This window comes from Helicobacter canadensis MIT 98-5491, from assembly GCF_000162575.1.
Lineage (GTDB): Bacteria > Campylobacterota > Campylobacteria > Campylobacterales > Helicobacteraceae > Helicobacter_D > Helicobacter_D canadensis.
Genome location: NZ_CM000776.2, coordinates 1,608,536 through 1,623,845, shown reverse-complemented (window position 1 = coordinate 1,623,845; position 15,310 = coordinate 1,608,536). Strand labels below are relative to the sequence as shown.

The 15,310-nt window shown below is 31.6% G+C and carries 14 protein-coding genes and 2 pseudogenes; 6 read left to right on the top strand and 10 right to left on the bottom strand.

Going from position 1 to position 15,310, the window contains the following annotated elements; all coding sequences use genetic code 11:
- Window positions 1–130: 130 nt before the first annotated feature.
- From ruvC to HCAN_RS08035, 3 genes are read left to right on the top strand one after another with little or no spacing between them, the layout of a single operon-like run.
- Complete coding sequence (gene ruvC, locus HCAN_RS08045) at window positions 131–613, top strand: crossover junction endodeoxyribonuclease RuvC (RefSeq protein WP_006656175.1); 483 nt, start codon at window positions 131–133, stop codon at window positions 611–613.
- A 1-nt stretch (window position 614) separates the two neighbouring features.
- Window positions 615–1,253: an FAD-dependent thymidylate synthase gene (gene thyX / locus HCAN_RS08040; protein WP_006656176.1), complete on the top strand. Its 639-nt coding sequence runs from the start codon at window positions 615–617 to the stop codon at window positions 1,251–1,253.
- Window positions 1,250–1,894 (top strand): DsbA family protein, encoded by a 645-nt coding sequence (locus HCAN_RS08035; RefSeq protein ID WP_006656177.1) that lies wholly within the window; start codon window positions 1,250–1,252, stop codon window positions 1,892–1,894. Before thyX ends, HCAN_RS08035 begins: the two co-directional genes overlap by 4 nt.
- Window positions 1,895–1,936: 42 nt before the next feature.
- Here HCAN_RS08035 and HCAN_RS08030 read toward each other — a convergent pair whose 3' ends face one another.
- From HCAN_RS08030 to HCAN_RS08015, 4 genes are all read right to left on the bottom strand, one after another.
- Complete coding sequence (locus tag HCAN_RS08030) at window positions 1,937–3,046, bottom strand: epoxyqueuosine reductase QueH (RefSeq protein ID WP_006656178.1); 1,110 nt, start codon at window positions 3,044–3,046, stop codon at window positions 1,937–1,939.
- Window positions 3,047–3,151: 105 nt separating this feature from the next.
- Entirely contained in the window at window positions 3,152–4,192 is a 1,041-nt protein-coding gene (gene rlmN, locus HCAN_RS08025; protein WP_006657001.1) for a dual-specificity RNA methyltransferase RlmN, read from the bottom strand.
- On the bottom strand, window positions 4,185–4,724 hold the full coding sequence (locus HCAN_RS08020) for a phosphorylase family protein (RefSeq protein WP_006656645.1): 540 nt from the start codon (window positions 4,722–4,724) through the stop codon (window positions 4,185–4,187). Before HCAN_RS08020 ends, rlmN begins: the two co-directional genes overlap by 8 nt.
- Before the next feature lie 9 nt (window positions 4,725–4,733).
- The gene (locus tag HCAN_RS08015) at window positions 4,734–4,985 is read right to left on the bottom strand and encodes an RNA-binding S4 domain-containing protein (RefSeq protein ID WP_006657000.1); all 252 of its coding nucleotides are present in this window, start codon (window positions 4,983–4,985) and stop codon (window positions 4,734–4,736) included.
- A 92-nt stretch (window positions 4,986–5,077) separates the two neighbouring features.
- On the opposite strand from HCAN_RS08015, the gene HCAN_RS08010 reads away from it, so the two are divergent.
- The 3 genes and pseudogenes from HCAN_RS08010 to HCAN_RS08000 all read left to right on the top strand — a co-directional run bounded on the left by HCAN_RS08010 (window position 5,078) and on the right by HCAN_RS08000 (window position 8,019).
- Window positions 5,078–6,295, top strand: a complete 1,218-nt coding sequence (locus HCAN_RS08010; protein ID WP_006656181.1) for an argininosuccinate synthase — start codon at window positions 5,078–5,080, stop codon at window positions 6,293–6,295.
- Between the two features lie 2 nt (window positions 6,296–6,297).
- A pseudogene (gene dcm / locus HCAN_RS08005) lies at window positions 6,298–7,263 on the top strand (DNA (cytosine-5-)-methyltransferase).
- Between the two features lie 111 nt (window positions 7,264–7,374).
- Window positions 7,375–8,019, top strand: a pseudogene (locus HCAN_RS08000) (PDDEXK family nuclease).
- Between the two features lie 179 nt (window positions 8,020–8,198).
- Here the strand turns inward: HCAN_RS08000 and HCAN_RS07995 are convergent.
- The 6 genes from HCAN_RS07995 to HCAN_RS07970 form a co-directional block, all read right to left on the bottom strand.
- Window positions 8,199–10,385, bottom strand: coding sequence for an NADP-dependent isocitrate dehydrogenase (locus HCAN_RS07995; protein WP_006656184.1), 2,187 nt, complete (start codon window positions 10,383–10,385; stop codon window positions 8,199–8,201).
- A gap of 172 nt (window positions 10,386–10,557) precedes the next feature.
- A complete protein-coding gene (locus HCAN_RS07990; RefSeq protein WP_006656185.1) occupies window positions 10,558–12,003 on the bottom strand; it encodes a replicative DNA helicase in 1,446 nt (481 codons plus the stop codon).
- The gene (locus tag HCAN_RS07985; protein WP_006656186.1) at window positions 11,987–12,733 is read right to left on the bottom strand and encodes an EI24 domain-containing protein; all 747 of its coding nucleotides are present in this window, start codon (window positions 12,731–12,733) and stop codon (window positions 11,987–11,989) included. The genes HCAN_RS07990 and HCAN_RS07985 overlap by 17 nt, the downstream gene beginning before the upstream one ends.
- A gap of 51 nt (window positions 12,734–12,784) precedes the next feature.
- A complete protein-coding gene (locus HCAN_RS07980; protein WP_006656187.1) occupies window positions 12,785–13,516 on the bottom strand; it encodes an SAM-dependent methyltransferase in 732 nt (243 codons plus the stop codon).
- Window positions 13,516–14,154: a pimeloyl-ACP methyl esterase BioG family protein gene (locus HCAN_RS07975; protein ID WP_006656999.1), complete on the bottom strand. Its 639-nt coding sequence runs from the start codon at window positions 14,152–14,154 to the stop codon at window positions 13,516–13,518. The genes HCAN_RS07980 and HCAN_RS07975 overlap by 1 nt, the downstream gene beginning before the upstream one ends.
- Window positions 14,138–15,310, bottom strand: coding sequence for an aminotransferase class I/II-fold pyridoxal phosphate-dependent enzyme (locus tag HCAN_RS07970; RefSeq protein WP_006656188.1), 1,173 nt, complete (start codon window positions 15,308–15,310; stop codon window positions 14,138–14,140). Before HCAN_RS07970 ends, HCAN_RS07975 begins: the two co-directional genes overlap by 17 nt.

Below are 15,310 nucleotides of genomic sequence, written 5' to 3'. Positions count from 1 at the left end.
ACTAACCTCACTTTTAGTTTATTCACATTATGTGAATAGAATGTGAATAATAATTTTGATTAATTTTATCCAACAATTACTAAAATTTTTATATGATTACATTTTTCTTAATTTATTTAGAAGGAAAATTTTGAATATTTTAGGGATTGACCCAGGAAGTCGGAATTGCGGATATGCCATTATTCAAATGAAAAAAGAATCGCTAACTTTGTTAGAAGCAGGATTAATAAAAATTAAAGAAAGGATTTTACAACACCAAATTTTAGAGTTTGTAGAAGGCATTGATTTGGTTTTAAAGAATCATCTAATCAATTCTGTAGCTATTGAAGATATTTTTTATGCTTATAATCCCAAAACGGTAATAAAGTTAGCTCAATTTCGTGGAGCTTTGAGTTTAAAAATTTTACAAGAATTAGGTAATTTTACAGAATATACACCTTTACAGGTTAAAAAGGCATTAACAGGAAATGGAAAGGCACAAAAAGAACAAGTTGCTTTTATGGTGAAGCGAATTTTAGGAATCAAGGGTGAAATTAAACCTTTAGATATTACTGATGCTATTGCCATTGCTATTACTCATGCCCAAAGGTTAAAGTTGCAACATAAGGATTAAAATGAATATTACTTTATTAAGTTATACTAATTTAAATATTTGTTCTCAAGCGATTCGAACTTGTTGGCAAAGTTTTGATAAAAGCGATAATGGTGGAGAGAAAGATAGAGAACTCATTGATAGGGTAGGAAATAAATATAAACATTCTAGCACATTAGAACATCTTAATTATACTTTTTATATTCAAGGTATTTCCAGAGCTTGTCTTCAAGAGTTAGCTAGACATAGAATGGCTTCTTTGAGTGTTAAAAGTAGCCGCTACACGCTAAAAGAATTAAAAACAGAAGAAAGTTTTCTTCCTATAGATGAAACTAATTTACAAAGAGCAGAGAAATTTTTAGTTTTTACTGAAAATCTAAAAGTTAATGAAGCTTCTATCAAAGCATTAGAAAATCTTAGGATTCTTTTAAAAGATAATATCAGTAATGATTTGGCAAAATTTGCAATGCCTGAATCTTACAAAACCGAATTGACTTGGAGTATTAATGCTAGGAGTTTGCAAAATTTCTTGCATTTAAGAAGTTCTAAAAGTGCATTATGGGAGATTAGGAATCTTGCTTTGGAAATTTATAATCATATTCCTAAGGAACATCAATTTATCTTTGAAGATTTAATTTGTAAAAATAAAGGAGATTTATGAAAAATTTAAAACTTTGGCTGATTGGAATTTGTTTATTTAGTTTGCAAGTTTTGGCAAATGATTTAAAAGAAAATGTAGATTATGTTGTATTAGATAAACCTATTTCTAATATGCAAAATAAGGTGATTGAGATTTTTAACATTGGTTGTCCGCATTGTGCATATTATAATGCAAATTTTGTCCCTAATCTTTTAGAGTTTTTACCAGAAAATGTAGAGTTTTTACCTTATCATGTGGCAGCTGCGATTCCAATTCATGAAGAAACTTCAAATATTTTAGTTGTGGCATTAGCTAAAGATAAGGAAAAAAGTTTGGAATTAAAAGATAATGATTCTTTGTATAAAAAAATATTAAATCATTATTTCAACGCCATTCACAAAGAAAGAAAAAATTGGACAAATAGACAGGATTTTTTAAAAGAAGGTTTAGAAATATTGGGTATTTCTGAAACAGAATATAAAGAAATTTTAGATACTAAAACTTCTAAAGAAGCCTTAAAACAATGGCAGAGTATGTTGGAATATACAGAGATTCAAGGGGTTCCAAGTTTTATTATCAATGGAAAATATATGATTTTATCTAGTGGAATAAAGGGTGTAGAAGATTTTATTTATAAAGTTGATTATTTACTTACAAAATAACTAAATTTAAAAATTTAGTTATTTAAAAAAGGGATTTAGAATCTAATCTATAAAATCTTCCATAATTTCTTCTTGCAAAGCAAATTGAATCTCTAAATTAAATTCTCCAATAATTTTTTCTTTGATAATAAGAATTGGAGAAGTTAAAAATCCTTGTGGATATATTTTTTGTCGCAAAGATAATTGATAAGATTCATCTAAACCATTTGTTAAAAGGGATTCAAAACTATCTTGTTGAATAAAATCTTTAAATTTCTCAAATTCTAAAAATAAAATTCCTTCTTTTGAAGCATAACCGATTCCATCTTTCCAAAATTCTATTTTTGCTTTTGTAGGTTTGTTAATCATAGAATGATTACAAATAAAACTAGGAATGGTTTTTGAATCTTGAGTTAAGATTCCTTTGAGAAGGCAGTATTTTTGAACTTTTCTTTTGATAATATGATAGGTTTTATTGTTATTTTCTAAAGATTCTCGCGTTTGGAAATTTTTTAAGCGTAAAAGAGGAAGATTGCGTGAATCTTTTGGAAGATTGAGAGTAGAAACAAGCTCTAATGGAATTTTTTGTGCTTTTTCTCTTTGCTTAGTGAGTGCAAAGAGACAACCGCAATAATTTTGGCGATAAAGATTAGCTTCTTTGGCAAGTTCATTTTGAATTTTGGTTCCGCCATTTCCTCTTACATCAATGGGTAGAAAATCAAGGGAATGTTTTTTTGCCATCATTTCGCCTTGTGAAAAAAGCTCATTTTGAGATTTCATAGGGCTTGCAAGTAAGGTAGTCGTAAATTCTACACAATGCGTTTCTTTTGCGATTTGTGCTGTCCTCTCTAGACGATAATCAAAGCAATATGAACATCGTTCTCCTTTTTCTGGCTCATCTTCTAAACCTTTTGTGCCACAAAGCCACGAATCTAAATCATATTCCCCTTCAATCAATGGAATTTTTAACATTTCACAGCTTCTTTTGACATCATTAAGACGCATAAGATATTCTTCATAGGGATGAATATTAGGATTATAAAAAAAGCCACAAAATTGTTTTTGTGGATAGAGTTTTTGAAGTTGGGTTAGAAAATGATGACTATCTACACTACAACAAATATGAACTAAAGTAGTCTTTTGATTTGAAAAATTATAGGGAATTTGAGACATTGTAATCCTTTGATTTTTGATTATTTTTTGTAGGCATAATATAAAAATGCACTCATACCAACGATACAAACGATAATTAAAAATACAAGCAAAATAATATCTAGACTAGGCATTTGCTATTTCCTTTTCTCTTAATTGTCCGCAAGCAGCACTAATATCTAAACCTTTAGATTCACGAATTGTGCATAAAAGTCCTTTTTTGAGTAAGTATTCTCTAAAAGCTTCAACTTTTTCTTTGCTTGGTCGTTTGTAAAGACTTCCTTCGTGAGGATTAAAATAAATGAGATTAACTTTAGCCTTGATTTTATTTAGCAGTGCTACAAGTTTTTTAGCACATTCTAAACTATCATTGATTCCATCAATCATTAAATATTCAAACATTACTCTTTTGCGTGAATCAATAGGAAAAGCTACCACTTCATCAATAATATTTTGGATATTATAAGCTTTGTTAATGGGCATTAATTTCGTGCGGAGTTCATCATCAACTGCGTGGAGTGATATAGCTAATTGCACTCCTAAATCTAATGCTCCAAGTTTTTTGATTTTAGGTGCAATTCCACTTGTAGAGATAGTTTGTCTTCGGCGAGAAATACTTAATCCATCAAGCTCTGATAAGATTTGAATGCATTTTGTAACATTTTCTAAATTATCAAGTGGTTCGCCCATTCCCATATACACTATATTTACAGCCTTATTACTTGGGATATTTTGATCTTTTTTAATAGCAAAGACTTGATAAACCATTTCTCCTGCATTAAGATTTCTTACAAATCCACCTTTAGCCGTAAGACAAAAACTACAACCCACTTTGCAACCCACTTGTGATGAAAGACAAAGTGTGAATTTATCTTCTTTCATTTTCAAAAAAACAGCTTCATAAGTGAGATTATCGGCAGTTTTAAAAAGATATTTTACGCTACCATCGCTACTTTGTTCTTTTTTTGCAATTTCTACTGCATTGCTTATAAAATTCTCTTTTAAAAATTCGCGCAAATTTTTTGGAAGATTCTCCATTTTTTCAAAATCATTTTCATAATGAACATAAAGCCAATGATAGATTTGTTTGGCTCGGAATTTTGGAAAATCTTTTAGAGAATCGCTGAGAGAATTTAGCGTGAATCCAAAGACATTTTGTTTATCCATTTTTTCTTGTCCTAATATAATCTTCTAAATTTTGCATTGCTTTTTTATGATTAGAAAAAAATTCTTTTTGGCTTTCTTTATGAATATGGTTTGTGCTACAAAAGATTCCTAAAGCGGGTATTTCATAATGTTTTGCAACTTGTAATACACTAAAAAATTCCATATTTTCATATAAGATTCCAAGTTTTGTTAGTTTTTGTGCAAGACTAGAATTAGTTGTAATGTAATTACTTGAATTAACAATATTGCTTAATGTTTCATGTGAAACATTTTCTAAAGAAATACAATTATCTAAGGGAGTGTAAGAATCTTGTTGTAAAAAAGAAAGCTCAATATTTGCCGCACTTTGTGATTCAAAGATTTCTAATAAAGGCTTAGAATCATCATAACAACCACAAGTTCCTACAAAGACTATTTCGCTTGGTTTTTCATAAAAAATAAGTTGTGTAAGATTCATTGCACTTTCTATAAGACCAATACCAATACTTTTAGCAAAAGAGAAACTTTCAATTTTTCCAGCACAGCAAATCATTATAAAACCTTATTTTGTAATTTCTCTATAATATAAATGTGATTCATCTTTCTTGATTGTTTTTTGAGTGGGAATTTGCAAGATTTCAAAGAATCTTGATTTTTCTAAAAAGGCAATTTCAATAATATCTCCCACTTTCACATCTCGACTTGCTTTGACACTGATTCCAGCAATTTTTACAACACCATTTTCAATCATATCTTGAGCTATGGTGCGTCTTTTTGTAATATTAACAGCATTAAGAAATTTATCGATTCTCATTGTCGTAAGCCTAAAAATTTTTGTGGGTATTGTATCTAAAACTATATTAATTTATCATACTATATAATTGTAAAAATTAAAAGGAGCAAATTATGGAAAAAACAAAAGATATCAAAAAAGTGGTTTTGGCATATAGCGGTGGGCTTGATACAAGCGTGATTCTCAAATGGCTTGGAGACACATATGGCTGCGAAGTGGTAACATTTACAGCAGACATTGGGCAAGGCGAAGAAGTAGAACCTGCACGAGCAAAAGCCTTGAAATTAGGCATAAAACCGCAAAATATTTTTATTGATGATTTGCGTGAAGAATTTATACGCGATTTTGTATTTCCTATGTTTAGGGCAAATACGATTTATGAGGGAGAATATCTCCTTGGCACAAGCATCGCACGCCCTTTGATTGCCAAAAGACTTGTAGAAATCGCTCGAGAAGTGGGCGCTGATGCCATAGCACACGGCGCAACTGGCAAAGGCAATGATCAAGTGCGATTTGAGCTTGGAGCTTATGCGCTAAATCCTGATATAAAAGTCATCGCGCCTTGGAGAGAGTGGGATTTAAATAGTCGCGAAAAATTACTTGCTTATGCAGAATCTGCAGGCATTGAGATTGAAAAAAAGCAAAATAAATCGCCTTATTCAATGGACGCAAATCTCTTGCATATAAGCTATGAAGGGCAGATTCTAGAAGATCCAAATGTTGCACCCGAAGAAGATATGTGGCGATGGAGTGTAAGCCCCAAAAATGCCCCTGATAACCCAACTATCATTACCATTAGTTTTGAAAAAGGTGATGGCGTAGCAATTAATGGTGAGAAGCTAAGCCCTGCAGAATTTTGGGCAAAACTTAACAAGCTTGGCGGAGAGAATGGCATTGGGCGACTTGATTTGGTAGAAAATCGCTATGTGGGTATGAAATCGCGTGGGTGCTATGAAACTCCGGGTGGAACAATCTATCTAAAAGCACATCGCGCTATAGAATCTCTATGCCTTGATAGAGAAGCGGCACACCTAAAAGATTCGATAATGCCAAAATATGCCGAGCTTATTTATAATGGCTATTGGTTTAGCCCAGAGCGCGAGGCGCTACAAGCATTGATTGATAAGACACAAGAAAAAGTCGAGGGTGTCGTGAGGCTAGAGCTATATAAAGGCAATGTAACTGTGCTAGGTAGAGAATCTAGAAATTCACTCTTTAATGCGGCTTATAGCACCTTTGAGGAAGATTCTGTATATAACCAAAAAGACGCCGCAGGATTTATCAAACTCAATGCACTAAGATTTATCATCGCAGGGAAAGCAAGGAAGTAAGATTGACTTTTATTGATTTTTGTAGTGGCATTGGTGGTGGCAGGCTAGGTCTTGAATTAAATGGTTTTAAATGTCTAGGTTTTAGTGAAATTGATAAGGAAGCAATTAAAACATACAAAACATTCTTTGACACCACAAATGAATTAGAATTTGGGGATTTAACAAAAATCAATTCAAACAAACTCCCCAATTTTGATTTATTGATTAGTGGTTTCCCCTGCCAGAGTTTTAGCATTGTTGGCAAAAGAGAAGGATTTAAAAATAAGTAAAAAGGTCAAATCTTATTTGATTTAATAGAAATCCTCAAAATAAAACAACCAAAATATTTTATTTTAGAAAATGTAAAAGGCTTTATTAATCATCAAAAGGGCGAAACATTAAAACAGGCAATTATGTTATTAGAATCTTGTAACTATAAAGTTTTTCACAAGGTCTTAAACACAATCGATTTTGGCTTAGCACACTCTAGAGAAAGGGTGTATTTTGTGGGAATCCATAATATAATGGATAAAAATTTTGATTTTATGTTTCATACAAAACATAAAAATATTGAATGTTTTTTATCGCCAGAGCAAGAAAATGAATTCTTAAAAGAATCACAAAGCTACGCTACATTCTTAAAGTATTTAAATAATAAATACAATCAAAATAAATATGATTTGGCATCATTATTAGAGGAAGATTTTTTAATCTTAGACACAAGACAAAGTGATTTAAGATTGTATAGGAATAAAATTCCAACAATAAGAAGAGATAGACAGGGATTGCTTTATGTATATAATAAAAAGTTATATAAATTGAGTGGATATGAGGCATTAAAGCTACAAGGATTTGATAAATTACAAGACTTCAAAATAAAAATAAACACTTTAAAGCAAAGCGATATTTTAAGGCAATGTGGAAATGCTATGAGCGTAAATGTAATAGAAGCACTTGCAACAAAATTAAGAGAAGGTAGCAATGGATAAAATTGAATTGGGATCAAAAACAGCCAAAAAGGGTTTTAAAATGAGGATTTCGTAGTTACTACATTTAATAATTGGGAAAGTGATACATTGGCTCAAGAATGGCTAAGAGCAATGAATTATCAACTCTCAGAAATCAAAGAAGTGAAGGCACAAAAAATTAAAGGGAGCTACAAGGCAGATGTACAAGTCGTGATTTTAATACAAATAAAATTGAAAAATTTACAAGATGTGCAAAATATTCAAGTAAAGCTTGTATCAAATCCGCAAGGTTTTAATCAAATTGATAAGCGTTGGATAAAATCTTATAAAGCATTGTGGAATATCCCAGATAATATTTGTAATATTTTACAACGCTTTAGTGGCGAAATTCCTCCTAACATAGATAATCCGAGAGATTCAAGGCGGATGTTTTTAGATGAATTTTTACAGGCAGAACAAGCTAGTGTAGTTGAGTTTTTTGAAAAAAATAAAATATTGATTTTAAATGATATTTTAAAAGGTAGAGGCCAATTTGCTAGTGAGTGGTTTTTGGTAATTTTGAAATAGGAATTAAAAGATTTGCAATGGATTTTAAAACCTATTAATGAGGTTATAAATTTTTATAGTGGTGAAGTAAGAATTACAGAAAAAGGCAGTTTAAAAATAGGTAAGATTACGATACAAAGAAAAGGTGGTGATGGTGGCAGAGAAAGTGCTAAGATGCTACAATTTAAACTTAACCCTTGTGAGTTATTTTCAAAATATAATTTTAATTAAGCCCTAAGTCTTATTATCTCATTACACACAATTTATGTGCTAATACTTTCTAAAAAACTCTAAAAATTAATGTAATTTACTAACAAAAATTGATGAAATGTGTTTGCTTTAACAAAAGGTTTAATGGATTATATTTTGAAGGCTAAAGGAAGCAGTTAAGGAGCAAAAGCCCCAAAGGTTTATTTAGAGATTTTCTCTAAAATAGTATTGAAAGTTGCACTTGGACGCATAATCGCATTGCATTTTGCATCATCAAATTTATAATAACCACCTAAATCTACTTTTACACCTTGAGCTTCTAGATATTCTTGGTGAATCTTACTTTCATTAGCATTGAATTCTTCTGCTATAGTTTTAAAGAAGTCTTGTAGATTTGTATCTTTATTTTGATTGGCTAGTGCATTTGCAAAATACATTGCCAAATAAAAATGACTAGTGCGGTTGTCATCTTCTTTGACTTTTCTTGATGGAGCTTTGTTGTTATCAAGCCATTTGGCGATTGCTTCATCAAGGCAGTTTGCTAGTATTTGAGCTTTAGCATTATTAGTTTTTTGAGCAAAAAATTCTAAACTTGCTTGCAAGGCTAAGAATTCTCCCAAGCTATCCCAACGCAAGTGATTTTCTTCAATAAGTTGTTCTACTTGTTTTGGAGCACTTCCTCCTGCTCCTGTCTCAAACATAGCTCCACCATTTAGCATTGGCACTACAGAGAGCATTTTTGCACTTGTGCCAAGTTCTAAAATGGGGAATAAATCTGTCAAGTAATCTCGCAATACATTGCCTGTGATTGAAATGCAGTCTTTTCCTGCACGAATAAGTTTAAGTGATTCTAAACAAGCCTCTTTAGGAGCTAAAATTGCAATTTCTTTGCCTTTTTCTTGCAATCTTTGTTTAACTAAGTCAATCATAATTTTATTGCTAGGGCGTTTTTCATCAAGCCAAAAGATTGCAGTGTTTCCAGTGATATCTGCTCTTTGGATTCCTAAATCAATCCAATTTAAAACAGCATCGTATTTAGCTTGATTAGCTCTGTAAATATCGCCTTTTTGCACTTTGTGTTCTAAGAGTGTATTACCATTTTTATCAGTGATTCTAAAAATACCATCTTCTTTTGCAACGAAAGTTTTATCGTGAGAACCATATTCTTGAGCTTTTTTTGCCATCAAGCCTACATTAGAGACACTTCCTAGAGTTTTTGGATCAAGTGTTCCATTTTGGTGTAAATCCTCAATCACAGCCTCATAAATAGTTGCATAAGTTTTATCAGGAATTAGTGCATTAGTATCGCGTTCTTTGCCTTCTTTATCCCAAAGTTTTGCGCCATTTTTTAACATTGCAGGCATAGAAGCATCTACAATCACATCGCTAGGAACATGTAAATTTGTAATTCCTTTGTCAGAATTAACCATAGAAAGTGGAGCATTTTTGGCAAGAATCTCATTATATTTAGCAAGTATTTCTGCTTTTTTGCTAGAATTTTCTATTTTGCTTAGAAGCTCTGAAATACCATTATTTGGGTTGATTCCAAGTGTTTCAAATTCTTCTTTAAAGCTATCAAATAATTCTTTGAAGTATGCTTTAACAGCATAACCAAAGATAATAGGATCGCTCACTTTCATCATTGTGGCTTTTAAATGCAAAGAGAGTAAGAGATTTTCATTTTTGCAAATTTTTATTTGGTCTTCATAAAATTGACTTAAATTTTCCACGCTCATAAAGGTCGCATCTAGAATCTCATTTTTTTCTAGTTTTAAATTATCTTTTAGGATTTCAGTGCCTTTGCTTCCAATGAATTCAATCTTTGCAGTGGTTGGATTTTGGATTAAAATTGCTTTTTCATTATCAAAGAAATCTCCCTTTTGCATATAAGAAACTCGACTTTTAGAATCTTTATTAAAAGGCACCACTTTGTAAGGATTTTTTTTGGCATATTCTTTAACAGCTTTGGTGCTTCTTCTATCGGAGTTTCCTTGTCGCAAAACGGGATTTACAGCACTTCCTAATACCTTTTGATATTTTTCTTTAATAGTTTTTTCTGCATCATTTTTTGGCTCATCAGGGAAGTTTGGAATCTTAAAGCCTTTTTGTTGCAATTCAGCAATAGCAGCTTTAAGTTGTGGAATGGAAGCAGAGATATTAGGCGTTTTGATGAGATTTGCATCAGGTTTTTCTACAAGATTTCCAAGTAAAGCTAGTTCGTCTTTATAACCATTTTCTGGAAATTGAGCTAGGATTCTAGCAGCTAATGAAATATCAGAAGTTTCAACTTCAATTTCTGCTTTTTTTAAAAAGGCTTTAACAATAGGTAAAAAAGAATAAGTCGCTAATGCTGGGGATTCGTCTGTAAGAGTGTAAGTTATTTTCATAAGTGTCCTTTGTTAGAAATAAATTCTCTAGAGTATAGCAAAGAATTGCACATATTAAAATAATTTTAGGTAAGAATCTTTTTACTTTTTTATAGGCGTGAAATTCTGTGATACTTTTTGTCTCTCAAGTCTTTACTAAAGGCTTTTTTATTGAAAGATTTGAGAGTAAATTTTAAATGATAGGGGCTTCTATTTGATTATTTTCTGGCGGTGTGAAATGCGTTTGTGTTGTTTGTGCGGTGGATTCATAGATGATTTCTAGGGCATTACTTGAATCAGTAGAATCAACAAATCGTGTGCAATGCTTGTGAAAAGTAAGTTTAACAACGCCTGTTGGACCATTTCTTTGTTTTCCAATAATAATTTCTGCTTCTTCTTCATTTTTTGGGACAAATGTGGATTTATATTCCTTGCCTTCTTTTCTAGCAGCTTCTTCTTTTTCTTTTTCATCTTTTTGTTTATAAACAGCATCACGATAAACAAACAAAATAATATCCGCATCTTGCTCAATAGATCCAGATTCTCGTAAATCTGAAAGCATAGGGCGTCTGTCGCTTCGGGATTCTAGACTTCTATTAAGTTGAGAAAGGGCGATGATGGGAATTTCTAATTCCCTTGCAATCATTTTTAGTCCTCTACTAATCTCGCTTACTTCTTGGTGGCGATCTTTTTTGCCATCAGTGCTACTCATAAGTTGTAAATAATCAATTACAGCAAGTCCAATTTCTGGGTGCTTTGATTTAATTTTTCGCATTTTAGTGCGGAATTGATGAATAGTAAGGAGGCTATTATCATCAATAAAAAGTGGTGCATTTGCCATAATATCAGCTGCGTGAGAGAGTTGTTCCCATTCTTCATCTTGTAAATTTCCTACGCGTAAATGTTGTAAGGCAATAGAAGTTTTAGCCGAAAGCATTCTTAACATTAGTTGTTCAGCGGGCATTTCAAGACTAAAAAACGCAACTCCTCTGCCTGTATCTAATGCTTTTTGTGCCATATTCAAAACAAGCGTGGTTTTACCCATTGCAGGACGCGCTGCGACAATAATCAAATCTCCTTTTCCAAAGCCGGTGGTTTTTTCATTAAGTGAGTGAAAGCCTGTATCTACACCAATAAGCACAGAATTTCCGCGTTTTTTGATTTCTTCAATGTAACGCAAAGTAGCGGTTGTTACTTCTTTAGAATCACGAAATTCTTTATTTTCGTGAATGTTGGTGATTTTATAAAGTTCGCTTTGAAGATAGTCGATAATATCTTTTGCAGGGTTATCTGAATCATTACTTGCTTCATTAATTTTCATAGCTAGGGAATGCAATTTTCTTCTTGTAGAATCTTCTTTAATTTCTTTTGTATAAGCGTGAATATCACTAATGGGGCTTGTGCTTAGAATATTTAGAATTTCTTCTTGATCGATAGGGCGAGATTTTGTGGATTTTTTGAGAATAAATTCTTCATCAATAGGCATATCAAGTCGCCTAAGTTCTAACATAGCAGCAAAAATATTTTGATTAGGCGTGTATGAAAAATCTTCGGGTGCGAGTGTCTCAGAAACAAAATCTAGTTGTTCTGGATCAAAAAAAATAGAGCTTAAAACGGCGCGTTCAATTTGAATTTCCATCTTTTAAATCCCCCTTGATATGAAAAAATAAATGTGTAAGAGCAATAGAAGAAAAAAGAGGCACAAAAAAACTAACAAAAGGAATAAGGCTTAAAAGAAATAGAGGTATTATTAAGCTTCTTATAGCATTTTTATGGATTTGTTTAGTATGGGTAAATTCTTGTTGGCTAAAAATATTTTCGCCAACATCTTGGAGAAGTATTTTAGAAAATAGCCAATAATTTAAAAAAGTGATTCCAATTATCCAAATGGGTGGGATAAAGTAAAAAGGAAGCAAACATAAAAAAAGCATTGCATAGATCACATAAGAAATGATCAAAAATAAAAGAGAAACAAAAAAGGCTGTGTCAGGTTGAATCAAAATAGAAGAATAATGTTGTTTATGAATAAATTGAACAACAAAAGGGGTTAAAAAAGCATTGATTAACATAAGTGTTAAGAATTGTAATAACCAAAAAAATACCATTATAATGATAAATAAAAAAGTATGAGCAAGAAACTCTAGCGGAGCTTGAATCCAAGAAAGCCAAGAAGTTTCAATGGTTAAATAGGGTTGAATCAAGGCAAATAAATTTGTCATCACATCCTTGCTAAAAAAATAAAAAATAGTAATCCAAAAAACTAAAGAAATAATAAATGGAAGGAGTGCGAGTCTGAGAATAAAAGGATTAAAAAAATCCTTAATGGCTTTTTGCAAATAATAGGGAGTTTGGGTGAATGATTTTCCCATTTTTGATCCTAAAAATGATTTGTGGAGTTATAACATTGTTTTTCTAAGATTCTACTTTTTTTGCGCAAAAATATAGAGTGGCTCATAAGTAAGATTATTTTCAAAGCGTTCCTCATAAGATTTTAGATGAGTTTTTGTGAGAGTAAGGGAAGTGCTATAGACATTCACACCGGTATTTTTGAGATGCCTAAAGACTTCTAGGGGATGATGAAAATGCAAAGTGTGCAATGTGCTAAAACATTCCAAGATTTCCCATTCTTGTTGCAAGAGTGTTTTGTAATTGAAGGTATCAAGGTATTCTAGTCCATTACCTAAGAATTCTCGCATTTCCCATAGATTATGTTTGCCAAAGATTCCTAGAAGTAAGAGAGAGTTTTTGTGTGCGAGTTGGCTAAATTTAGGCAGGAGTTTAAATTGATTAGTCCATTGCAGGGCAGCATTAGAAGCAATCAAATCAAAAGTAATATTTTGATAAATATTTTTTATCATTTCTAAATTTTCAATATCAAATTGTAAGAATTCTATATTTTTGCCTAAAAAGCTTTGGGAAAAATCTATTAAATCCAATGCTACAAAATTATCATATGTTAATTTTTTGCTTATTTTTTCTGAAAATCCACCCCTGCCGCAACCTAATTCTAGGATGTTTTGAAAATGCGAGTTATTTTGATGATGGGTAAGAATCTCTAGCAAAGTATCTTGCATTATATTTTGGATTATTGCTTCTTTGTTGTAAGTATTTTGTGCTTTAGAAAAAGTTTTTTGTAAGGTGGTTTTTAGCATCAAAACTTCCAATCAAAAAAAGCAAAATGAGGAGCATCAATTTCTAAAATTTGCTGTTTATATCCTTGGCAGTCCCAAAAGTTTTTTTGTGTTTGTGTGGGGAAAACAAGATCATTAGATGAGATAATGATTCTATCCCATTTTGAGGAATTGTCCATATGGTGCTGATGATCTAAGAAAAATTTTAACTCATCTTTGAGTAGAGATTCTTCTAAAAATAAAAAATTCTTTGGGGGTGGGTAATGATTGCCAAAAAGATTTTGTTTAAATGATTCTAGATTGAATTTTTTTTGCGTGAGTGCAAAGAGTTTGGGATTGATTCCATAGGTTTCGTGGATGCCATACTCAGTTCCATTTACTGCTGTTTTGGATTTGAATTTAGAAGCAATAGAAGTTTGATTTAAAAACAAATGAGCCACCCAAACTCCCATAGAAAATCCAAGCAAATGGAGATTTTTGTTTTGCAAGGGAAGTAGCAAATTTTCTAGTGTTGAAAAATCCAAATGTTGATAATGTGAGAGTAAAATCCAATCGTAATTGCTAGGGATAAAGTTTTGAAAATGACTAAAATGCGATGCAAAGCCACCAAATAATAATAAAATATTTTTATTATTATTAATCTTATGATAAATATTCATAATCAATTTCTTTTAGGGAATCACATAAGGATTCAAGTTGATTAAATGGAATCTTTTGGGTTAGAGAAAAACGCAAACAAGCTTGATTTTGTGGAATGGTTGGGGGTCTAATGGCGGGAGCAAAGAAGCCTCTTTTTTCTAGTTCTTTTTGAAAAAATATAGCCTTGTGATTATCTTTTAAAACAAGGCTTAAAATATTGTATTCCCCTAAAATCTCATATTGAAGATTGTTTTGCAAAAGTATTTTAAAATCTTGACTAATGTTAGAGAGCCTTTCTCTTTGTTTTTGTAAATTGGGCAAATGCAAAAAGGAAAAATAACTCATTGCAATATTAACAGGTGGTAATGCTGTTGAGTAAATTAGGCTTCTTGAGAAGTTGATAAAATAATTTCTGAAATCACTTTGGCATAGCACACACGCACCCATAGAAGCTATTGCTTTACCAAAAGTCAAAATAAGAAAATCAATTTCTTTTAAAATGGGATAACAAAGCCCTAAGCCATTTTGCCCAAAACTCCCTATGCTATGGGCTTCATCAATATATAAATAAACATTTTTAAATTGTTTTTTTAGTGCGATAAGGGATTGTATTTTTGCAAAATCGCCCTCCATACTAAAAAGCCCTTCGCTTAAAATAAAAATAGCTTCAAAATTTTTGGCATTATGTTCTAGCAGTTTTCTTAAATCTTGCATATCATTATGCAAAAAGCGTTTAAAAGCAATTTTACCAAAAGACTTTAATCCATCAATATGGCTTGCGTGAATGCTTCTATCGGCTAAAAAAAGGACATTTTTAAGCTTTCCAAGTGCACTAAGGGCACCTACATTTGCGTGATAACCACTATTAAAAAGTAGAGCTTTTTTATTAAAAAGCGATTCTAAATAAGATTCAAAAGCTTCATAAATTTCAAAGTTTCCACTTAAACTACGCGAAGAAGAAGCACTAAAAAAACAATTGTCTCTAAAAAGATCAGAATCCAAAAATTCTGCAATGAAATTTTGATTACTTGCAAGGTTTAGATAGTCGTTACTTGCAAGATTTAAAAGCCATTTGCCATTTTTTTGGATTTCTAAATCTTTGTGTTTTTGCGGGAAAAGAATGCGGAGATTTGAAGATTGTTCTAGTTGATTGAGAATGGTTTGAATAGCATTCAA